This is a genomic window from Rhizobium sp. Root1204, from assembly GCF_001424965.1.
In the GTDB taxonomy this organism is placed as follows: domain Bacteria; phylum Pseudomonadota; class Alphaproteobacteria; order Rhizobiales; family Rhizobiaceae; genus Pararhizobium.
The window spans coordinates 87,155-108,866 of the sequence record NZ_LMCZ01000034.1; the positions used below are offsets into that span (position 1 = coordinate 87,155).

Genomic DNA, 21,712 nt, shown 5'->3' on the forward strand with positions numbered 1-21,712 from the left:
CAGCGTGCTTAATTTGAGAAAGCTGGATCCCAATACGGCGGGCTGCCGAATGCGGCCCGCAGATGATCGGCGATCGCCCTTAATTTGACAGATGGACGCCGTCCTTCAGGGTGCGCGATGTGGATATATTCAAGCTCCGGCTGGACGCCGATATCGATGGTCTCGAGTTTGCCTGCAGTAACGTCCGCACCAACGATGAACATCGGAATGAGCGCAATACCGAGGCCCGCAATAGCCGCGTCGCGCAGCATGTCGCCATTGTTGAGGCCGAGCCCCATCTTGCCGCGCACGATCACCGTGCCGCCGATGCTGGGAAAGCGCCAGTCGGCAACGCCGCGATTGGTGTAGAAGATGCCGCGATGCTGTTCGAGTTCCTCGATGGATGCTGGCTTGCCGTTGTCCCTGAGATAGGCGGGTGAGGCTACCAGCACGCGCCGGCTTGGCGCCAGGCGCCAGGCCATCAAACGTGAATCGGCGATCGGCCCGTTGCGCACGACGGCATCGTATCCATCGGCTGCGGCATCAACCCGCCGATCATCGAGATCAAGCGTCAATTGCACATCGGGGTGTGCGGCTAGAAACGGATAAAGCGCCGGGCCGAGATGCATGCGGCCGAAGGTGACTGGCGCCGAGATGCGCAACGGCCCGGAAATTGTCCCGCGCCGTTCGGCCATGTCGGCGGTGGCCTCGTCGATTTCCTGGACGATCCGGCTGGCGCGCTCCAGAAAGGCCGCGCCATCCTCGGTCAGCGTCAGCTTGCGCGTGGTGCGATGAAGCAGGCTGGCGCCAAGGCTGCGTTCCAGTTCGGCAAGCCGCTCGCTGACCACTGATTTCGATAGCCGAAGCCGCCGGGCCGCCTCGCTGATCGATCCGCTTTCTGCCACCGCGACGAAACTTGTTATGCCATCGAGCTTCATCATTGTTCGGTTTTTCCGGATGCGAGTTCCATGATTTGCAGACTAATCAGAACGTTGGAATAAAGCCATATTCGCCTCAAGCAAACGGCATGAAGAGATAGCCACATGGCGTCTCAACCGCTCTGCCAAAGAGGAAGAGATCATGGAACGCCTGTCCAACAAAGTTGCAATCGTCACCGGTGCCAGCGCTGGCATCGGCCGCGCCACGGCAAAGCTGTTCGCAGCCGAGGGTGCAAAACTCGTCGTCGGTGCCCGCCGCCAGAGCGAACTTGACGCGCTCGTTGCCGAAATCAGGGCTGATGGCGGGCAAGCCGTCGCTCTTGCCGGTGATGTCCGCTCGGAAGATTATGCCAAGGCGCTCGTCGCACTTGCCGTCGAAAAATACGGCCGCCTTGACGTTGCCTTCAACAATGCCGGAACGCTCGGCGAAGCCGGCCCATCAACCGGCGTCTCCGAACAAGGCTGGAATGACGCTATCGCCATCAACCTCACCGGTTCGTTTCTCGGTGCGAAGCACCAGATCGCTGAAATGGTCAAACACGGCGCAGGTTCGGTAATCTTCACCTCGACCTTCGTCGGCTACAGCTTCGCGTTCCCGGGTGTTGCTGCCTACGCTGCCTCCAAGGCTGGCCTTATTGGCCTGACCCAGGCACTGGCCGCCGAATTCGGTCCGCAAGGCGTGCGCGTCAATGCCATCCTGCCAGGTGCTGTCGACACGGACATGTATCGCGAGATGAACAATACGCCTGAATCGCAGTCCTTCATCACCAACCTGCATGCGCTGAAGCGGGTGGCTACCCCTGAAGAGCTTGCCCGCTCGGTGCTTTATCTCGCCTCGGACGATGCGGCGTTCGTCACAGGGACGGCATCGCTCATCGATGGCGGCGCCTCGATCACCCGCACTTGAGCCAGTTCGCCGAACGGCAAAGAGAAGGAATTCATCATGTCACGCTTGCAGAACAAGACGGCCCTGATCACCGGCGGCACCAGCGGTATCGGCCTTGAAACCGCCCGCCAGTTTATTGCCGAGGGTGCCCGCGTTGCCGTCACTGGCACCAGCCCTGCCACCATCGAGGCGGCCCGCGCAGAACTGGGGGAAAGGGCATTGGTCATTCAGGCCGATGCCGGCAACGCCGCTGGACAAAAGGCGGTCGCGGATGCCGTGAAGACCGCGTTCGGTCATCTCGATATCCTGTTCGTCAATGCCGGTGCGGCTGATTTCCGGCCGATCGAACAGTTCGACGAGGAGGCCTTCGATCGCTCCGTCGCGATCAATGTCAAAGGTCCGTTCTTCCTGATCCAGGCGCTTTTGCCGATCCTTGCCAATCCGGCCTCGATCGTGCTCAACACTTCGATCAACGCCCATATCGGCATGCCCAATACCAGCGTCTACGCGCTTACCAAGGCCGCCTTGCTGTCCTTTGCCAAAACCCTGTCGGGTGAACTGATCGGCCGCGGCATTCGTGTCAACGCCATCAGTCCCGGCCCGGTCGCAACGCCGCTCTACGGCAAGCTCGGCATGTCGTCTGCGGATACCGAGGCCATGGCTGCGGCGAAAATCCCTGCTGGCCGCTTTGGCAACCCTTCCGAAATCGCCAAGGCTGTGGTTTTCCTCGCCTCTGACGAATCGACCTATACGGTCGGCAGCGAATTGGTCATCGATGGCGGCATGAGCAATCTCTGACGATCTCCCACATGGCCCGGTGTTTCACTATCGGGCCATGCCTATACAATCGACACAAAGTTGAAGTTTCAACATTTCCTTGAAATCGACGGTCAAAACGGGCAAAGCACCAGCCAACGACCAGTTTCAGGGAAAATCATGAGCGTTGCCTCCCGTACACCCCGTCTGCTCGACCATCTGGTCCTGCCGGTCATCGATCTGGCAACCGCCAGGCGTCGCTACGAGCAGCTTGGTTTTACCGTCGCTGCGGATGCGCTTCATCCTTTCGGAACCGAAAACGCCTGCGTGTTCTTTTCCGACAAGACCTATCTTGAGCCACTGGGTATTGCCCAGCGCGAGGATTGCGAAGCAGCGGCGCTCGCCGGCAATGCCTTTACCGCTCGTGATCAGGCTTACCGGTTCCGTCGTGGTCAAGACGGGTTTTCCGCAATCGTGGTCAGCAGCGATGATGCAAAGGCCGACCATGCCCGGTTCCAGGAAAGAGGCATTTCGGCAGGTAACATGCTGGAATTTTCGCGGCCGATGAAACTGCCGGATGGTTCCGAAGCTGTTGCCAGTTTTCGCCTGTCGTTTGCCGCCGACCTGCGCGCACCGGATTTCTTCTTTTTCAGCTGTCAGCGCGTCAAGTCGCTGCCTTCCGACCGCGCAGCGTTGGAAAGTCACGCCAATGGGGTGACCGGCCTTGCCGAGGTGGTTTTGTCGGAGCCGAACCCGACCGATTTCCAGTATATCCTTCAGGAGGTGGTCGATGAGCGCGAAGTCTCGGCGCATTCCTTCGGCATGGATATCGAAACCCGCAATGGTGTGAAAATTTCCGTCCTCAATCAGGCCGGCATGTCGGGCTTCTTCGACAAGACGACGTCGGGCCATTCGCGCGGCCTGCGCGGCCGGGCCATCGTCTTCAAGGTTGCCGATCTGGCCGTGACCGAGCATTTTCTTACCGCCAACGCGGTAGACTTCATCAGAAAAGACAATCGCCTGCTCGTTCCGGAAGCACCGGGGCAGGGCGTCATCTTCGCATTCGGAGAATAATCATGCAGACCAATGCAAACGTCGTTGCCGGCAGCGGCGCCAATCAGGTGGTGTTTTCGAATACGCAGAAGCTGTCGCTGATTGCCGGCCCCTGCCAGATGGAAAGCCGCGACCACGCCTTCATGATCGCCGGCACGATGGTCGAACTCTGCAAGTCGCTCGGCCTTGGCTATGTCTACAAGTCGTCCTTCGACAAGGCCAACCGCACGTCGATCTCCGGCAAGCGCGGCATCGGCCTGGAAAAGGCGATGGAAATCTTTGCCGACCTGAAGAAGGAATTCGGCTTTCCTGTTATCACCGACATCCACACGGAAGAGCAGTGCGCGCTGGTTGCGCCGACCGTCGATATCCTGCAGATCCCGGCCTTCCTCTCACGCCAGACCGACCTTCTGGTTGCCGCTGCCAAGACCGGTCGCGTCATCAACGTCAAGAAGGGCCAGTTCCTCGCCCCCTGGGACATGAAGAACGTGCTTGCCAAGTTCACCGAAAGCGGCAATCCGAACGTTCTGCTCTGCGAACGCGGCGCCTCCTTCGGCTATAACACGTTGGTCTCGGACATGCGCTCGCTGCCGATCATGGCGAGCCTTGGCGCGCCGGTGATCTTTGACGCCACCCATTCCGTGCAGCAGCCGGGCGGGCAGGGCGCATCGTCGGGCGGTCAGCGTGAGTTCGTTGAGACCCTGGCTCGTGCGGCCGTTGCCGTCGGTGTCGCCGGTGTGTTCATCGAGACGCATGAGGACCCGGACAATTCTCCGTCCGATGGCCCCAACATGGTCTACTTGAAGGATATGCCGCGCCTGTTGGAAACGTTGCTGGCATTCGATGCGGTCGCGAAACGCTGAGTGCGGGTTTTGTGAATTTTTCTTGAAGGCCGGGCGCTGGCTGCGATTGCTCAGGCCCCGCCATTGTAATTTCCGGTCCATGACTTATGACAGGGCCATCCTCCACCACCATGTTTGAAGCAGGGAAGAGATCATGACTGCAATCATCGACATCATCGGCCGCGAAATTCTCGACAGCCGGGGCAACCCGACCGTCGAAGTCGACGTCCATCTCGAAGACGGCAGCTTTGGCCGCGCCGCCGTTCCCTCGGGCGCTTCCACCGGCGCACATGAAGCTGTCGAACTGCGTGATGGCGACAAGCGCTATCTCGGCAAGGGTGTCGAAAAGGCTGTCGAAGCCGTCAACGGCGAAATCTTCGAAGCCATCGGCGGCATGGATGCCGAAGACCAGTTGCACATCGATGCAACGATGATCGAGCTGGACGGCACGGCCAACAAGTCGCGTCTTGGCGCCAACGCCATCCTCGGCGTTTCGCTCGCTGTTGCCAAGGCCGCCGCGGAAGCCTCCAACCTGCCGCTGTTCCGCTATGTCGGTGGCCCGAACGCCCGCCTTCTGCCGGTGCCGATGATGAACATCATCAACGGCGGTGCGCATGCCGACAACCCGATCGACTTCCAGGAGTTCATGATCATGCCGGTTGGCGCCGACAGCCTGCGTGACGCGGTTCGCATGGGCGCGGAAGTCTTCCACGTTCTCAAGAAGGAACTGTCGGCCAAGGGTCACAACACCAATGTCGGCGACGAAGGCGGCTTTGCTCCGGGCCTGAACAGCGCCACGGAAGCGCTCGACTTCATCATGAAGTCGATCGAAAAAGCTGGCTACAAGCCGGGCGAAGACATGTTCCTCGGCCTCGATTGTGCCTCGACCGAATTCTTCAAGGACGGCAAGTATGTCATGGAAGGCGAGGGCCGCACGCTCGAGCCGGGCGCAATGGCCGAATACCTGGCCGAACTGGCTGCCAAGTACCCGATCGCTTCGATCGAAGACGGTATGGCTGAAGACGATTGGGAAGGCTGGAAGACGCTGACCGATCTCGCGGGCAAGAAGTGCCAGCTGGTCGGCGACGATCTGTTCGTCACCAATTCCTCGCGCCTGCGCGACGGCATCAAGATGGGCGTCGCCAACTCGATCCTCGTCAAGGTCAACCAAATCGGTTCGCTGTCGGAAACGCTCGACGCCGTCGAGACTGCACACAAGGCTGGTTATACCGCCGTCATGTCGCACCGCTCGGGCGAAACCGAAGACTCGACCATCGCCGATCTCGCCGTTGCCACCAATTGCGGACAGATCAAGACCGGTTCGCTGTCGCGCTCTGACCGGCTTGCCAAGTACAACCAGTTGATCCGTATCGAGGAACAGCTGGGCCCGCAGGCAAAATATGCCGGCCGCTCGATCCTGCGCGGCTGATCCGCACAAGCATCGCAATGATGAAACCCGCGTCTGGAAACGGACGCGGGTTTTTCGTTGCCGGCTTTATGGTCAACGGTCGGTTAATCAATGGCTGGTAGCGTGTTTAAGTATTGCGTATCAGGGCATGATCTATGTGGACCAAACACCATAAAAAACGGCAGCTGGGGCGGTTTGTCATGCCGCTCATCACTATCGCGTTCCTTAGCTATTTCGGTTATCATTCCATTCATGGCGACTTTGGGCTGAAGGCGACGGAGACGTTTGACCGGCAGCGCATCGAGCGTCAGGCACGGCTGGATGAGCTGACCGCAAAGCGTCAGGTGCTGGAAAAGGAAGTTGCTCTGCTCAGCGACGGCTCGCTTGAGCGTGACATGCTGGACGAAAAGGCGCGGTTTGGGCTGAACATGTCTCGCAGCGACGAAATCGTTATTTTTCACTGAGTTGCCACATTAACCGGAAACAGGTTAATTCCAAATACTCTATTCTTATCAATGGTTTGATGGGAATATAAGCCATGCAAATATGGCATTGCTGTGATCGCATTCTTTCCCTATGGTACCGCAAAAGCCAACCATAGGGAGGATTGAATGGCACCGCGAAAATCCGCGTCCGTTTCCAGTCGCAAGGCAGCTGCAAAGCCAGCTAAAAAGGACTTCACCAAGGGCACGATCGCCGAGTTCGATCGCGATACCGATCTGAAGGCCTATCGCGAAATGCTCCTCATCCGCCGTTTCGAGGAAAAAGCGGGCCAGCTCTATGGCATGGGCTTCATTGGCGGTTTCTGTCACCTCTACATCGGCCAGGAAGCTGTCGTCGTCGGCATGCAGATGGCGCTGAAGGAAGGCGATCAGGTTATCACTGCCTATCGTGACCACGGTCATATGCTCGCTTGCGGCATGAGTGCACGTGGCGTCATGGCCGAGCTGACCGGTCGCCGCAGCGGGCTTTCCCGCGGCAAGGGTGGCTCGATGCACATGTTCTCCAAGGAAAAGAATTTCTACGGCGGCCACGGCATCGTCGGTGCGCAGGTCTCGCTCGGCACCGGTCTGGCCTTTGCCAATCGCTACCGCGGCAATGACAACGTTTCGCTTGCCTATTTCGGCGACGGCGCCGCCAACCAGGGCCAAGTCTACGAGAGCTTCAACATGGCGGCTCTCTGGAACCTGCCGGTCATCTACATTGTCGAGAACAACCGCTATGCCATGGGTACGTCGGTGTCGCGCGGCTCTGCCGGTCACGATTTTTCGCAACGCGGCGTAGCGCTCGGCATTCCCGGCTTCCAGGTTGATGGCATGGACGTACGCGCCGTCAAGGCGGCGGGTGATGAAGCTGTCGAGCATTGCCGGGCAGGCAAGGGGCCGATGATCCTCGAAATGCAGACTTACCGCTACCGCGGTCACTCGATGTCCGATCCGGCCAAGTACCGCTCCAAGGACGAAGTGCAGAAGATGCGCTCCGAGAACGACCCGATCGAAAAAGTAAGGGTGCGCCTGCTGGACAACGGCTGGGCGAGCGAAGACGAGCTGAAGGCAATCGACAAGGAGGTTCGCGACATCGTTGCCGACAGCGCCGATTTTGCCCAGGCCGATCCGGAGCCGGATGTATCCGAGCTCTACACCGATATTCTGCTTTAAGACCGGGACGAGGAAAACATCATGCCTATCGAAATTCTGATGCCCGCTCTGTCCCCGACGATGGAAGAAGGCACGCTCAGCAAGTGGCTGAAAAACGAAGGTGACAAGGTCACTTCCGGCGACGTGATCGCCGAAATCGAAACCGACAAGGCGACCATGGAAGTGGAAGCCGTTGACGAAGGCGTTATCGGCAAGCTCCTGATTGCTGCCGGCACCGAAGGCGTCAAGGTGAATACCGCGATTGCAGTCCTGCTGCAGGACGGCGAGAGCGCCGGGGATGTTGCCGCGCCGAAGGCCGCGGCACCTGTTGCTGCAGAGCCCGCCAAGACCGAAGCACCGGCAAAGTCGGAAGCATCCGCGCCCGTTCCGGCCCAGCCGAAAGCTGACATTCCCTCCGACCCGGATATTCCGGCCGGTACCGAAATGGTCTCCACCACCGTGCGCGAAGCGCTTCGTGATGCGATGGCCGAAGAAATGCGCCGCAGCGAAGACGTCTTCGTCATGGGCGAGGAAGTCGCCGAATACCAGGGCGCCTACAAGATCACGCAGGGGCTGCTGCAGGAATTCGGTCCCCGCCGCGTTGTCGACACGCCGATCACCGAACACGGCTTTGCCGGTATCGGCGTCGGTGCTGCGATGACCGGCCTGCGCCCGATCGTCGAGTTCATGACCTTCAACTTCGCCATGCAGGCGATCGACCATATCATCAACTCGGCGGCAAAGACCCTCTATATGTCCGGTGGACAGATGGGCGCTCCGATGGTGTTCCGTGGTCCGTCGGGTGCTGCTGCCCGTGTCGGCGCCCAGCACTCGCAGTGCTATGCCGCTTGGTACAGCCATATTCCAGGCCTCAAGGTCGTCATGCCGTACACGGCCGCTGACGCGAAGGGTCTGCTTAAGGCTGCGATCCGCGATCCGAACCCGGTGATCTTCCTCGAAAATGAAATCCTCTACGGTCACTCCTTCGATGTGCCGAAGATGGACGATTTCGTCCTGCCGATCGGCAAGGCGCGCACACATCGCGTCGGCAAGGATGCCACCATCGTTTCCTTCGGCATCGGCATGACCTATGCGGTCAAGGCTGCAGCGGAACTGGAGAAGGAAGGCATCGACGTCGAGATCATCGACCTCAGAACCATCCGTCCGATGGACCTTCCGGCGGTCATTGAATCGGTCAAGAAAACCGGCCGTCTGGTCACCGTCGAGGAAGGCTTCCCGCAGTCCTCCGTCGGTACCGAAATTGCCACCCGCGTCATGCAGCAGGCCTTCGATTATCTCGATGCGCCGATCCTGACGATCGCCGGCAAGGACGTTCCGATGCCTTACGCCGCCAACCTTGAAAAGCTGGCCCTGCCGAATGTCGGCGAAGTCGTCCAGGCGGTAAAGACCGTCTGCTACAAATAAGGGAGGGTGAAGAGATGCCTATCAACATCACCATGCCAGCCCTTTCGCCGACCATGGAAGAGGGCAACCTCGCCAAATGGCTGGTTAAGGAAGGTGACAAGGTCTCCGCCGGTGACGTTCTCTGCGAGATCGAGACCGACAAGGCGACGATGGAAGTCGAAGCCGTCGACGAAGGCACCGTGGCCAAGCTCGTCGTTGCAGCAGGCACCGAAGGCGTCAAGGTCAATGCCGTGATCGCCATCCTCGCTGCTGATGGAGAAGACATTGCTGCTGCCGCTTCCGGCGGCGGTGCGGCACCGGCTGCGAAGGCCGAGCCTGCCAAGGCTGAAGCCGCACCGGCAAAAACAGAAGCGGCACCAGCCGCTGCTCCGGCCCCGGCTGCCGCACAGGCATCGGCTCCGGCGTCATCCGGCATGCGCACCTTCTCATCGCCGCTGGCCCGCCGTCTGGCCAAGGATGCCGGGATCGATATCTCGGCTGTTGCCGGCACGGGCCCGCATGGCCGCGTGATCAAGAAGGATGTGGAAACTGCCGTTGCCGGTGGTGGCGCAAAAGCTGCACCTTCCGCTGCTGCTCCGGCAACCGCGGCCGCATCTGCTTCGGCACCACTTGCCAAGGGCGCGTCCGACGAAGCTGTTCTCAAGAACTTCGCCGAAGGCTCCTACGAACTCGTGCCGCATGACGGCATGCGCAAGGTGATCGCCAAGCGCCTGCAGGAGAGCAAGCAGACCATTCCGCATTTCTACGTCTCCGTCGATTGCGAACTGGATGCGCTGCTTGCGCTGCGTGCGCAGCTCAATACGGCAGCGCCGGAACGGGACGGCAAGCCAGCCTACAAGCTCTCGGTCAACGACATGGTCATCAAGGCGCTTGCCTTGGCCCTGCGCGACGTTCCGGATGCCAACGTCTCCTGGACCGAAACCAACATGGTCAAGCACAAGCACGCCGATGTTGGTGTTGCCGTGTCGATCCCGGGTGGCCTGATCACGCCGATCGTCCGCAGCGCCGAGCTGAAGAGCCTGTCGGCCATCTCCAACGAGATGAAGGATCTCGGCGCCCGCGCCAAGAGCCGCAAGCTGAAGCCCGAAGAGTTCCAGGGCGGCACGACGGCTGTGTCGAACATGGGCATGATGGGCGTCAAGAATTTCGCCGCTGTCGTCAATCCTCCGCATGCAACGATCCTTGCGATCGGGGCCGGCGAGGAGCGGGTCGTGGTCAAGAAGGGCCAGATGGTCGTTGCCAATGTCATGACCGTGACGCTGTCGACCGACCACCGTGCCGTCGATGGCGCGCTTGGAGCCGAACTGCTCGGCGCGTTCAAGCGCTACATCGAAAGCCCGATGGGCATGCTGGTCTAAGTGAATTTTCCCTCCCCCTCGCGGGGAGGGTGTCCGCTTACGTCCGTGAGCGAAGACTCTTTCACGCGACGGCGTCGCGTGACTTGATTCCTGTGACAAGTACAGGGAAGTTTAGGTTTTCGGGTCATTGGCTCGCTGAAGGTCGATCTTGATGAAAACAGTCCTCTGCTATGGTGACAGTCTGACCTGGGGATATGACGCCGAGACCGGCGGGCGGCATGCCTTGGACGACCGCTGGCCAAGTGTCCTGCAGAAGGCGCTGGGCAGCGGCGTGCACGTGATTGCCGAAGGTCTGAACGGTCGCACGACGGCTTACGACGACCATCTGGCTGATTGCGACCGCAACGGCGTGCGTATCCTGCCGACCGTCTTGCAGACCCATGCCCCGGTCGATTTGGTTATTCTTCTGCTTGGCACCAACGATATGAAGCCCTTGGTGCATGGAACCGCTTTTGGCGCGGTGAAGGGCATCGAGAGACTGGTCAAGCTCGTCTGGCACCACAGCTGGCCGGACGTTCAGGCCGAAGCGCCTGAAATCCTGATCGTTGCGCCGCCGGTGATCTGCGAAACGGCGAATGCTAATTTTGCGGCGATGTATGCAGGCGCTATCGATCAGTCATCGATGCTGGCCTCGCTTTATGCCGATCTGGCCGACGAACTCGGTTGCGGATTTTTCGATGCCGGTTCGGTGGCGCGGACAACGCCGCTCGATGGGGTGCATCTGGACACGGAAAACACACGCGCCATCGGACGCGGCCTTGAGCCGATGGTCCGGATGATGCTCGGGCTCTGAATGACGGCGGCCTTGCATTTGCGGGCGGCGGAACGGTGGGATGCGGCAGATCTGGCCATCCTGGTCGATATCGCCTCGCATGGTTTTGCGACCTGGCTTTGGCACGGCGCCGTGATGCGCGGAACCAAGGATACCGCCATGGAGCAGGGGCGGTCGCGGATGCGGATGGATGACGAGCCGGGCGCCTGGAAAGATGCGACACTGGCCGAATGGAACAATGAGATTGCCGGCGTTTCGATCGGCTACGATCTGGATGAGACCGTGCGCGAGATGATCGCGCCGCATCCGGTGATCAAGCCGTTGCTGGAGTTGCAGGTCATGGTGATCGGCAGCCGGTTCATCGACAGTCTGGGTGTCTACCGGCACCATCGCGGCAAGGGTATCGGACGGGCACTGTTGACCCACGAAATCGATAAGGCCAAGGGCAGGCAGGTCAGCCTGATCACCGAAAGCCATAATGACACGGCGCTGGCGCTCTATGCAGCCAACGGATTTGCGGAGAAGGCGAGGCTTGCAGCCGTGCCGCTCTTTGAGGATAGCAAAAGGCATGAATGGGTTTTGCTGGCCCGGAACATGACCTAAGGAAGAGGCAGGAAACAAGAATGGCAAACTCCTACGACGTCATCGTGATCGGTTCCGGCCCCGGCGGCTATATCGCGGCCATCCGCGCAGCCCAGCTGGGCCTGAAGGTAGCCGTGGTCGAGCGCGAGCATCTGGCCGGCATCTGCTCCAACTGGGGCTGTATCCCGACCAAGGCGCTGCTGCGCTCTGCCGAAGTACTGCACCTTGCAGAGCACGCGAAGAACTATGGCCTGACGCTCGAAGGCAAGATTTCGCCGGATCTGCAGGCCATCGTCAAGCGTTCACGCGGCATTGCCGAACGCATGAATGGCGGCGTCGCCTTCCTGATGAAGAAGAACAAGGTCGACGTGATCTGGGGCGAGGCCAAGCTCACCAAGGCCAACGAGATCGTCGTTGCCAAGACCACCAAGGCGATCGTCCAGCCGCAGGGTCCGATCCCGAAGAACACTTTGGGCGAGGGCACCTACACCGCCAAGCATATCATCGTCGCCACCGGCGCCCGTCCGCGCGCGCTGCCGGGCATCGAGCCGGATGGCAAGCTGATCTGGACCTATTTCGAGGCGATGAAGCCGGAAGAAATGCCGAAGTCGCTGCTGGTTATGGGCTCCGGCGCCATCGGCATCGAATTTGCCTCGTTCTACCGGACCATGGGCGTCGATGTGACCGTGGTTGAGGTCATGAGCCAGGTCATGCCGGTCGAGGATGCCGAAATCTCCGCCTTCGCCAAGAAGCAGTTCGACAAGCAGGGCATGAAGATCATCCTTGATGCCAAGGTGACGAAGGTCGAGAAGGCCGCCAACTCGGTGACGGCCCATGTCGAGAAGAAGGACGGCTCGGTCGAGAAGATCACTGCTGACCGGATGATTTCGGCTGTCGGCGTCCAGGGCAATATCGAGAACCTCGGTCTCGAGGCGCTCGGCGTCAAGACTGATCGCGGCTGCATCGTCATCGACGGTTACGGCAAGACCAACGTGCCGGGCGTCTACGCGATCGGCGACGTTGCCGGCCCGCCGATGCTGGCCCACAAGGCAGAGCATGAAGCCGTCATCTGCGTCGAAAAGATCGCCGGCCTGCCGAACGTTCATCCGATGGACAAGCTGAAGATTCCGGGCTGCACCTATTGCAACCCGCAGGTTGCCTCCGTTGGTCTGACGGAAGCCAAGGCCAAGGCCGAAGGCCGCGACATTCGCGTTGGCCGCTTCCCGTTTGTCGCGAACGGCAAGGCGATCGCGCTTGGTGAAGACCAGGGGCTGGTGAAGACCATCTTCGACAAGAAGACCGGCGAACTGCTCGGTGCGCATCTGGTTGGCGCCGAAGTCACCGAACTGATTCAGGGTTTTGTCGTTGCCATGAACCTCGAAACAACCGAGGAAGACCTGATGCACACGATCTTCCCGCACCCGACGATTTCGGAAACGTTGAAGGAAAGCGTGCTCGATGCCTATGGGCGTGCACTGAACGCTTGATTGTGCTAGGGCTCGCCTCCATCTGAAGGCGGGTCACTCTGTCTGGCCCGAAGGGCGCGCTGTTGCGCTTGAAGCAAAAATGGAAGCATGATGGTCACGATCCTCGACCGAACCACTCTTGATCCCGATGCCCCGCGCGTTCGCCACCCGGAAAAGGCCCATAAGCCCGATACCGAGATGCTGCGCAAGCCGGAGTGGATCCGCGTCAAGGCGCCGACCTCGAAAGGGTATGCTGAAACCAAGTCGATCGTGAAGGAGCACAAGCTTGTCACGGTCTGCGAAGAGGCGGGCTGCCCGAATATCGGTGAGTGCTGGGACAAGAAGCACGCGACCTTCATGATCATGGGCGAAATCTGTACCCGCGCCTGCGCCTTCTGCAATGTCTCCACAGGCAAGCCGAACGCGCTGGATATGGCCGAGCCGGAGAACGTTGCCAAGGCCGTCAAGCAGATGGGCCTGTCGCACGTCGTCATCACCTCGGTCGACCGTGACGATCTGGCCGACGGCGGCGCCGAGCATTTCGAAAAGGTGATCTGGGCCATCCGCGCCGCATCTCCATTGACGACCATCGAAATCCTGACACCCGACTTCCTGAAGAAGCCCGGTGCGCTGGAGCGCGTCGTCGCCGCCAAGCCCGACGTCTTCAACCACAACATGGAAACAGTTCCGGGCAACTATCTGACGGTTCGTCCGGGCGCCCGTTACTTCCATTCGATCCGGCTTCTGCAGCGGGTCAAGGAACTCGATCCGACGATGTTCACCAAGTCCGGCATCATGGTTGGCCTTGGCGAAGAGCGCAACGAAGTGCTGCAGTTGATGGACGATCTGCGCACGGCGGATGTCGACTTCATGACCATCGGCCAGTACCTGCAGCCGACCCGCAAGCATCATCAGGTCATGAGCTTTGTCACGCCGGAAGAATTCAAGTCCTATGAGACCGTCGCCTATACCAAGGGCTTCCTGATGGTTGCCTCCAGCCCACTGACCCGCTCGTCGCACCATGCCGGCGACGATTTCGCCCGGCTGAAGGCAAACCGCGAGAAGAAGCTGGCGGTAGCCGCCGGATAATCCTTGGCAGGTTGCCAATCTGGATTTGAACTTTATGGTGCGCGGCTCACATGTTTGGAGCCGTCATGCCCTCCTATATTCCGGACACCGAAGATGCCTTGCCGCGTTTGCGGCAGGCAAGCCGCATCCTGGTGATCGGCTGCTCAGGCGGCGGCAAGAGCACGCTGTCAAGAAAGCTGTCCGAAAAACTCGATCTGCCTTACGTCTCGATGGACCGGGATTTTTTCTGGTTGCCCGGCTGGATCAAGCGGCCGAAAGCCGAAGAGCGTGCTCTGATCGCAGCCTGTGTTGCGCAGGATCGCTGGATCATGGACGGCAGCGGACCCTCCACATTTGACCTGCGGTTTCCAAGAACCGATCTGGTTGTCTGGGTTCGGGTACCGCGGCGCGTCTGCCTTTGGGGACTTGTCTGCCGGGTCGCGTCGAGCTTTGGCCGCGTGCGCCCCGACATGGCTCCGGGTTGTCCTGAACAGCTGCCGGATCGTGAATTCCTCTCCTATATCTGGAATTTCGAACAGCGCGTTTCCCCCGTGATTGTCCAGATGCTTGACCGTTACGCGCAGGAGATTCCCGTCCTGACACTGAAAAGCCGCCGGGACATACGTGCATTGACCCAGACCCTGCAGGAAGCCAGCAATGTCGAATAAGCGTTTGAATGTTGAACGGACGGCGGAGGCCCTTCGGACCGCCGATCGCGTTCTCATGATCGGTTGTTCCGGTAGCGGCAAGAGCACTTTGGCGCAGGCGCTTTCCAGACTGTTTGTGCTTCCGTATGTCTCCATGGACCGCGACGTTTTCTGGATGTCGGGCTGGATACCGCGCCCGAGAGCCGACGCGCTTGCGATTGTCGAGCGGGCAGTGGAGCAACCACGATGGATCATGGACGGCACAAGCCCTGGCACTTTGCCGCTGCGCCTGCCGCGCACCGATCTCGTCATCTGGATGCGTCCGCCCCGCCATGTTTCGCTTTATGGTGTCATCAGCCGCTGGGTCCGGTTGCGCGGCAAGACACGCCCGGAAATGGCCGCGAACTGCCCTGAGCGCCTGACGCTGGAATTCCTGTCCTACGTCTGGAATTTCGAGAAGACGGAAAGCCCTGAGATCGAACAGAAGCTGGCGGATTATGGTTCTGACGTGCCGGTGTTCATTGTCCGGTCGCACGGCGAAACACGACGCCTGCTGAAGCATGTCGCTCATCACGCGTCTTCTTCTCGCGCTTGATACCAACCACATCTTGTTTTTCGCGAAATCATTGAATATCTGAACGCCATGCCACAATTCGAGACCCGCCGGCCCGTCAAGCATTCACCCGAACAGATGTTCGATCTGATCGCCGATGTTGAAAAATACCCGCAATTTCTGCCGCTTTGCGAGGCGCTGACCGTGCGTTCGCGCAAGGAGCGTGACGGCAAGGAGCTGCTCGTGGCGGATATGACCGTCGGCTACAAGGCGATCCGCGAGACGTTCACCACACAGGTTCTGCTCAACAAAGCCGAGCGCGTGATCGACGTCAAATATATCGATGGACCGTTCAAATATCTCGACAATCGTTGGAGTTTCGAAGCGTTGGGTGAGGGCGGCTGTTCCGTCAACTTCTTTATCGACTACGAATTCAAGAGCCGTATTCTCGGCGCGCTGATGGGGTCGATGTTCGACCGGGCATTCCGGATGTTTTCCGAAGCGTTCGAGAAGCGCGCCGATACGATCTATGCGACCGTATAGCGGAAACGTCAGCTTGCTGCTGCTTCTTCCAGCATATCAAGTGCCGTGCGCACCGTGGCCAGCCTGACCGCGTCGCGGCCGATATCGCCGTAGCGCATTTCGCGGTGAAGAACGTTGCCGGCACGGCTGGTTGCCGCCAGATGCACCAGTCCGACCGGTTTATCGGCCGATCCGCCCCCCGGACCGGCAACGCCGGTGACGGCAACGGCCAAGTCCGCCTTCGAGTGGCTGAGTGCGCCGCGCACCATCTCGATTGCCGTCTGGCGCGAAACGGCGCCGTGCGTTTCAAGCGTCGCCGTGTTGACTCCGAGCATCTGGATCTTTGCATCGTTGGAATAGGTGACGAAGCCGCGATCGACCACTGACGAGGAACCCGGAATTTCCGTCAGAACACCGGCGATCAGGCCGCCGGTGCAGGATTCGGCCGTGGCGACCATCAGGCCACGTTTCGAAAAGGCGGCGATCAGCCGGTCTGCCTTGGCTGCGATATCCTCCGGCCATCCGCTCATTTGATGCCTCCCGCATAGACAACCGTTGCTGTGGCGATTGCTGCAATGCCTTCGCGGCGGCCGATGAAGCCGATTTGCTCGTTGGTCGTCGCTTTGACCGAGCAGCGATCCAGCGAAATGCCGAGCATATCTGCGAGGTTTTCCCGCATCGCCAGCCGGTGTGGGCCGATCTTCGGGGCCTCGGCAATCAACGAGACATCGGCATTCATGATCGTGCCCCCCTTGTCGCGGACGACTTTTGCCGCGTGTTCCAGAAAGATGCGCGAGGCGGCGCCCTTCCATTGCGGATCGGACGGTGGAAAATGATCGCCGATATCGCCCGCACCGCAGGTGGCAAGCAGGGCGTCGGTCAAGGCATGCAGGGCGACGTCGGCATCGGAATGGCCGAGCAGTGTCTGGTCATGCGGCATGAAGATACCGCAGAGCGTCACGCCGTCGCCATCGACCAGCTGATGTACATCGTAACCATTCCCGGTTCGGACGTCCGGGAGTGCGTTCCGGTTCAGTTTTTCATCGGCCATGGTAATATCCCGTTTGATCGTCAGTTTCACATTGTCGACCGATCCTTCGATCAGCGTCACGGGCATTCCGGCCCATTCGGCGATCGAAGCGTCATCGGTAAAATCGGCGCGGCCGGAGGCGGCGGCGTTGATATGAGCTTCCAGGATCGGCGCGAAGCGGAAGCACTGGGGCGTCTGGGCGCCGTAGAGGCCTGCTCTCGGCACCGTCTCCAAAACCTTTCCATCCGCAGACCCACGTTTCAACGTATCGGCAACCGCGACCGCCGGCAGCAGGGCATCGGCACCTTCGCTCAACGTTGAAACACAGCGGTCAAGCAGAGCATGGTCGATGAACGGCCGCACGGCGTCATGAATCATTACGTGGGTGATGTCGGCCTGTTCCAGCGCTTTCAGTCCCGCCAGCACCGAAAGTTGCCGCGCCGGCCCGCCATGGACGAATGTAATGTTTGAAGTATCGCCTGACACAAGATTGCATGCCTGAGCAAACAGAGCTTCGTCATCGGGATGAATGACGACGACGATCGCCGTTTTCCTCGGCCATGTCGCAAAAACGTCAAGCGTATGGGTCATAACCGGCAGCCCGCCGATCGGGCGATATTGCTTCGGCCCGTCTTGCGGCGAGCCTGCGCGTTCACCCCGCCCGGCAGCGACAATGACGACACCACAGGAAAACTGTTCTTTTGCGTGCATCTTCTATATGGGTTCCTGCAAATAGGCCGCCGCCCGGGCTCGATAGCGAGCACACGGACAGGTCTCTCGCTCCAGACTCAGTCAAATATCAGGCGCATGCCGGTCCGGCAGGCGAAGCTTCAAATCGTTGTGGTGATTTACCGCGAAGGGTGAGGCTTTACCAGTTGTTCGGGAAATTTTGTGGCGAGGCTCTGAAATCGCTTGGCAAGTTCGCCAAGTATGTCTAAAAATAGTGCAGAATAGAGATGTGCTCGAAAGATAATCATTTGCAGGTACCGGATTTGTCCTCCCCGTTCCGGGTTGGCGGGCTCTCCTTTAGAAACCGTGTCGTGCTTGCGCCGATGTCGGGTGTGACGGATTTGCCCTTCCGGCAATTGGCCTGGCGGTTTGGCGCGGGCTTGGTCGTCACTGAAATGGTAGCAAGCCGCGAACTGGTCGGCAACGCATCGGAAAGCTGGTCTCGGCTGAAGAGCTCGGGCATCGATCCGCATATGGTGCAGCTGGCTGGACGCGAGGCCTACTGGATGGGTGAAGCGGCGAAGATCGCTGCGGACAACGGCGCGGATGTCATTGACATCAATATGGGGTGTCCGGCCAAGAAGGTGACGGGTGGCTATTCCGGCTCGGCGCTGATGCGCGATCCCGATCATGCCCTGTCACTGATCGAGGCAACGGTGAAGGCCGTCGATGTGCCCGTGACGCTGAAGATGCGCCTGGGCTGGGACGAAAACTCCATCAATGCCCCGTTGATCGCCAAACGGGCGCAGGATGCTGGTGTTCAGATGATCACCATTCATGGCCGCACCCGCATGCAGTTCTATAACGGCCATGCCGATTGGGATGCGATCCACGCCGTTCGTGATGTGATTTCCATACCATTGGTCGCCAATGGCGATGTGGCAACGCGGGAAGACGCCAACGAAATTCTCCAGCGTTCCGGCGCCGAGGCGGTGATGATCGGGCGCTCCAGTCAGGGGCGGCCCTGGCATGCGGGCGTGCTTGCGAGCGCAGTTGAACATCCGGGTGCCGCGGAGATCGCTGAAATCGTGGCGGAGCACTACGGTATGATGCTGGAGTTCTACGGAACCGATATCGGCCTTCGTCATGCGCGAAAACATCTCGGCTGGTATCTCAGCCGATTTGCGCCGCAGCTTGCTGCGCAGGAGAAGGCGGCAATCATGACCTCCACTGATCCTGCCATCGCCTTGTCCGGCGCGGTGGCCGCCATTGCGGCAGGGTGCGCCTTGGGCGAAGAAAAGGATGCAGCATGACCGACAAGATAGGCGATGATGAGCGCAAGGCCGTCAATTCGCTGCCGATGGCGGTTCTGAATGCCATCCAGAACCCGGTGATCCTCGTCGACGAGAAGGGTCTCGTCGCCTTTGCGAACTGGGAGGCGGAGGCATTCTTTGGCGCCAGCGCCAATTATCTCGCCCGCCACGATATCAGCGCCTTCATTCCATTTGGCAGCCCGCTTCTGACGCTGATCGAGCAGGTCCGCGAACGGCGTGCCGCCGTCAACGAGTACCGGGTCGATCTGAGTTCGCCGCGGCTGGGCGCCGACAAGCTTGTCGATCTCTATGTTGCGCCGGTTCTGTCCGAGCCGGGTTCCGTCGTGATCGTCTTCCAGGAACGCTCGATGGCCGACAAGATCGACCGGCAGCTGACCCACCGCGCAGCTGCCCGCTCGGTGACGGGACTGGCCTCGATGTTGGCCCACGAGATCAAGAACCCGTTATCGGGTATCCGCGGTGCAGCCCAGCTGCTTGAAACATCGGTCAACGATGAGGACCGGGCGCTGACGCGGCTGATCTGCGATGAGACGGACCGCATCGTTTCGCTGGTCGATCGCATGGAAGTGTTTTCCGACGAGCGGCCGGTCGATCGTCACCCGGTTAACATTCACTCGGTGCTCGATCACGTAAAGGCCATCGCCAAGGCTGGCTTTGCCCGGAAGATCCGGATTACCGAGAATTACGACCCGTCTCTGCCGCCGGTCTATGCCAATCGCGACCAACTGATCCAGGTGTTTCTCAACCTGATCAAGAACGCGGCGGAAGCGGTTGCCGATAAGCCGGATGGCGAGATCATGCTGACGACGGCCTATCGGCCCGGCATCCGCCTATCGGTTGCCGGAACGCGGGAAAAGATTTCGCTGCCGCTTGAGTTCTGCGTCCATGACAACGGACCGGGTGTGCCCGCCGATCTGGTGCCGCATCTGTTCGATCCGTTCATTACCACCAAGACCAACGGCTCCGGCCTCGGCCTCGCCCTCGTCGCCAAGATCATTGGCGGCCATGGCGGCATCGTCGAGTGCGACAGCCAGTCGAGCCGTACGACATTCCGTGTTCTGATGCCCGCGTCGAAAGGCCCGACCGCCGAAGACAGCGAGCCTCTGGCTATTGTAAAAGGACAATCCCGATGACTGGCGCCACTATCCTCGTCGCTGATGACGACGCAGCCATCCGTACCGTTCTCAACCAGGCGCTGAGCCGCGCCGGTTATGACGTTCGCATCACCTCCAATGCAGCGACGCTGTGGCGGTGGATATCGGCCGGCGATGGCGATCTTGTTGTGACCGACGTTGTCATGCCCGACGAAAATGCCTTCGATCTCTTGCCGCGCATCAAGAAGGCGCGGCCGGATCTGCCGGTTCTGGTAATGAGCGCCCAGAACACGTTCATGACGGCAATCAAGGCCTCTGAAAAAGGCGCCTATGATTATCTGCCGAAACCATTCGATCTGACCGAACTGATCGCCATCATCGGCCGCGCTCTTGCAGAGCCGAAGCGCAAGCCGGTCAAGCACGAAGACGACACGCAAGATGGCATGCCGCTGGTCGGCCGCTCTGCCGCCATGCAGGAAATTTACCGCGTCCTTGCTCGGTTGATGCAGACTGATCTGACGCTGATGATCACCGGCGAATCCGGTACCGGCAAGGAACTGGTTGCCAAGGCGTTGCACGATTACGGCAAGCGCCGCAACGGTCCTTTTGTTGCGATTAACATGGCGGCGATCCCGCGCGACCTGATCGAATCGGAATTGTTCGGCCACGAGAAGGGCGCCTTCACCGGCGCGCAGAACCGTTCGACCGGCCGCTTCGAACAGGCCGAAGGCGGCACGCTGTTTCTTGACGAAATCGGCGACATGCCGATGGATGCGCAGACACGTCTGCTGCGCGTGTTGCAGCAGGGCGAATATACGACGGTCGGCGGCCGCACGCCGATCCGCTCCGACGTGCGCATTGTTGCTGCGACCAACAAGGATCTGAAGCAGTCGATCAACCAGGGCCTGTTCCGCGAAGATCTTTACTACCGGCTCAATGTCGTGCCGCTACGGCTGCCGCCGCTGCGCGACCGCGCCGAGGATATCCCCGATCTCGTCCGCCATTTCGTCCAGCAGGCCGAAAAGGAAGGCCTCGATGTCAAACGCTTCGATCAAGAGGCGCTGGAGCTGATGAAGGCCCACCCGTGGCCCGGCAACGTGCGTGAACTGGAAAACGTCGTGCGCCGCCTGACTGCACTTTATCCACAGGACGTCATCACCCGCGAAATCATCGAAACGGAGCTGCGTTCCGACATTCCCGACAGCCCGATCGAGAAGACGCCGGGCCGATCGGGATCAATGTCGATTTCGCAGGCGGTGGAGGAGAATATGCGGCAATATTTTGCCGGATTTGGCGAGGGGCTGCCGCCGGCCGGCCTGTATGACCGTGTGCTCGCCGAAATGGAATATCCGCTTATTCTGGCTGCCCTGACGGCAACGCGAGGTAACCAGATCAAGGCGGCCGACCTGCTCGGCCTGAACCGGAACACCCTGCGCAAGAAAATCCGCGAGCTTGGGGTTTCGGTTTACCGCAGCTCACGTAGCGCTTGACTTGCCTCACAGAAGCGTTGCATTTTCGCCACAATATGTTGCTTAGAAAGCACACGGATGACGGTGATTCTTTCCGCTCGTCATCCGCCGGATCTGGCCTCCTTGCATTGGAAAGCAGGGAGTCGATCGGGTCATGGCGGTCAATTTCTTGACCATGGCGCGTAAAAAAAATGCCCGCCGCTTTCCGATCGAAAGCGAGCCGG

The 21,712-nt window shown here is 60.0% G+C and carries 22 protein-coding genes; 19 read left to right on the forward strand and 3 right to left on the reverse strand.

Features of this window, described 5'->3' with window-relative positions:
- Positions 1-8: 8 nt before the first annotated feature.
- On the reverse strand, positions 9-920 hold the full coding sequence (locus tag ASC96_RS21585; protein WP_060505160.1) for a LysR family transcriptional regulator: 912 nt from the start codon (positions 918-920) through the stop codon (positions 9-11).
- Between the two features lie 139 nt (positions 921-1,059).
- On the opposite strand from ASC96_RS21585, the gene ASC96_RS21590 reads away from it, so the two are divergent.
- The 16 genes from ASC96_RS21590 (at position 1,060) to ASC96_RS21665 (ending at position 15,913) form a co-directional block, all read left to right on the forward strand.
- Complete coding sequence (locus ASC96_RS21590) at positions 1,060-1,824, forward strand: SDR family oxidoreductase (RefSeq protein WP_060505161.1); 765 nt, start codon at positions 1,060-1,062, stop codon at positions 1,822-1,824.
- Between the two features lie 36 nt (positions 1,825-1,860).
- Complete coding sequence (locus ASC96_RS21595) at positions 1,861-2,601, forward strand: SDR family oxidoreductase (protein WP_060505162.1); 741 nt, start codon at positions 1,861-1,863, stop codon at positions 2,599-2,601.
- Between the two features lie 138 nt (positions 2,602-2,739).
- On the forward strand, positions 2,740-3,633 hold the full coding sequence (locus ASC96_RS21600) for a VOC family protein (RefSeq protein WP_060505163.1): 894 nt from the start codon (positions 2,740-2,742) through the stop codon (positions 3,631-3,633).
- The gene (gene kdsA / locus ASC96_RS21605; RefSeq protein ID WP_200954908.1) at positions 3,633-4,475 is read left to right on the forward strand and encodes a 3-deoxy-8-phosphooctulonate synthase; all 843 of its coding nucleotides are present in this window, start codon (positions 3,633-3,635) and stop codon (positions 4,473-4,475) included. The genes ASC96_RS21600 and kdsA overlap by 1 nt, the downstream gene beginning before the upstream one ends.
- Before the next feature lie 133 nt (positions 4,476-4,608).
- The gene (gene eno, locus ASC96_RS21610) at positions 4,609-5,883 is read left to right on the forward strand and encodes a phosphopyruvate hydratase (protein WP_060505165.1); all 1,275 of its coding nucleotides are present in this window, start codon (positions 4,609-4,611) and stop codon (positions 5,881-5,883) included.
- A gap of 134 nt (positions 5,884-6,017) precedes the next feature.
- A complete protein-coding gene (locus tag ASC96_RS21615) occupies positions 6,018-6,326 on the forward strand; it encodes a septum formation initiator family protein (protein ID WP_060505166.1) in 309 nt (102 codons plus the stop codon).
- 147 nt (positions 6,327-6,473) lie between these two features.
- Positions 6,474-7,520, forward strand: coding sequence for a pyruvate dehydrogenase (acetyl-transferring) E1 component subunit alpha (gene pdhA / locus ASC96_RS21620; protein ID WP_060505167.1), 1,047 nt, complete (start codon positions 6,474-6,476; stop codon positions 7,518-7,520).
- Positions 7,521-7,541: 21 nt separating this feature from the next.
- A complete protein-coding gene (locus tag ASC96_RS21625) occupies positions 7,542-8,924 on the forward strand; it encodes a pyruvate dehydrogenase complex E1 component subunit beta (protein ID WP_060505168.1) in 1,383 nt (460 codons plus the stop codon).
- A gap of 14 nt (positions 8,925-8,938) precedes the next feature.
- Positions 8,939-10,282 (forward strand): pyruvate dehydrogenase complex dihydrolipoamide acetyltransferase, encoded by a 1,344-nt coding sequence (locus tag ASC96_RS21630; RefSeq protein WP_060505169.1) that lies wholly within the window; start codon positions 8,939-8,941, stop codon positions 10,280-10,282.
- Between the two features lie 151 nt (positions 10,283-10,433).
- On the forward strand, positions 10,434-11,075 hold the full coding sequence (locus ASC96_RS21635; RefSeq protein WP_112834678.1) for an SGNH/GDSL hydrolase family protein: 642 nt from the start codon (positions 10,434-10,436) through the stop codon (positions 11,073-11,075).
- The gene (locus ASC96_RS21640; protein ID WP_060505171.1) at positions 11,076-11,657 is read left to right on the forward strand and encodes a GNAT family N-acetyltransferase; all 582 of its coding nucleotides are present in this window, start codon (positions 11,076-11,078) and stop codon (positions 11,655-11,657) included.
- Positions 11,658-11,677: 20 nt separating this feature from the next.
- Positions 11,678-13,123 carry a dihydrolipoyl dehydrogenase gene (gene lpdA, locus ASC96_RS21645; protein ID WP_060505172.1) on the forward strand — a complete coding sequence of 482 codons (1,446 nt, stop codon included), beginning with the start codon at positions 11,678-11,680 and terminating at the stop codon, positions 13,121-13,123.
- A 90-nt stretch (positions 13,124-13,213) separates the two neighbouring features.
- On the forward strand, positions 13,214-14,191 hold the full coding sequence (lipA, locus tag ASC96_RS21650; protein ID WP_060505618.1) for a lipoyl synthase: 978 nt from the start codon (positions 13,214-13,216) through the stop codon (positions 14,189-14,191).
- Between the two features lie 65 nt (positions 14,192-14,256).
- Positions 14,257-14,838, forward strand: coding sequence for an AAA family ATPase (locus ASC96_RS21655; protein WP_060505619.1), 582 nt, complete (start codon positions 14,257-14,259; stop codon positions 14,836-14,838).
- The gene (locus ASC96_RS21660) at positions 14,828-15,412 is read left to right on the forward strand and encodes an AAA family ATPase (protein WP_060505173.1); all 585 of its coding nucleotides are present in this window, start codon (positions 14,828-14,830) and stop codon (positions 15,410-15,412) included. The genes ASC96_RS21655 and ASC96_RS21660 overlap by 11 nt, the downstream gene beginning before the upstream one ends.
- A 48-nt stretch (positions 15,413-15,460) precedes the next feature.
- Positions 15,461-15,913 carry a type II toxin-antitoxin system RatA family toxin gene (locus ASC96_RS21665; RefSeq protein ID WP_060505174.1) on the forward strand — a complete coding sequence of 151 codons (453 nt, stop codon included), beginning with the start codon at positions 15,461-15,463 and terminating at the stop codon, positions 15,911-15,913.
- 8 nt (positions 15,914-15,921) lie between these two features.
- On the opposite strand, the gene ASC96_RS21670 is transcribed toward ASC96_RS21665, so the two are convergent.
- Positions 15,922-16,422 (reverse strand): CinA family protein, encoded by a 501-nt coding sequence (locus tag ASC96_RS21670; RefSeq protein WP_060505175.1) that lies wholly within the window; start codon positions 16,420-16,422, stop codon positions 15,922-15,924.
- Positions 16,419-17,633 (reverse strand): bifunctional 2-C-methyl-D-erythritol 4-phosphate cytidylyltransferase/2-C-methyl-D-erythritol 2,4-cyclodiphosphate synthase, encoded by a 1,215-nt coding sequence (locus ASC96_RS21675; RefSeq protein WP_060505176.1) that lies wholly within the window; start codon positions 17,631-17,633, stop codon positions 16,419-16,421. Before ASC96_RS21675 ends, ASC96_RS21670 begins: the two co-directional genes overlap by 4 nt.
- Positions 17,634-17,878: 245 nt before the next feature.
- On the opposite strand from ASC96_RS21675, the gene dusB reads away from it, so the two are divergent.
- The 3 genes from dusB to ntrC are packed head-to-tail and all read left to right on the forward strand — an operon-like array spanning position 17,879 to position 21,509.
- Positions 17,879-18,904, forward strand: a complete 1,026-nt coding sequence (gene dusB, locus ASC96_RS21680; RefSeq protein ID WP_060505177.1) for a tRNA dihydrouridine synthase DusB — start codon at positions 17,879-17,881, stop codon at positions 18,902-18,904.
- Positions 18,901-20,058, forward strand: coding sequence for a nitrogen regulation protein NR(II) (locus ASC96_RS21685; protein WP_060505178.1), 1,158 nt, complete (start codon positions 18,901-18,903; stop codon positions 20,056-20,058). Before dusB ends, ASC96_RS21685 begins: the two co-directional genes overlap by 4 nt.
- Positions 20,055-21,509, forward strand: a complete 1,455-nt coding sequence (gene ntrC, locus ASC96_RS21690; RefSeq protein WP_060505179.1) for a nitrogen regulation protein NR(I) — start codon at positions 20,055-20,057, stop codon at positions 21,507-21,509. The genes ASC96_RS21685 and ntrC overlap by 4 nt, the downstream gene beginning before the upstream one ends.
- Positions 21,510-21,712 lie beyond the last annotated feature (203 nt).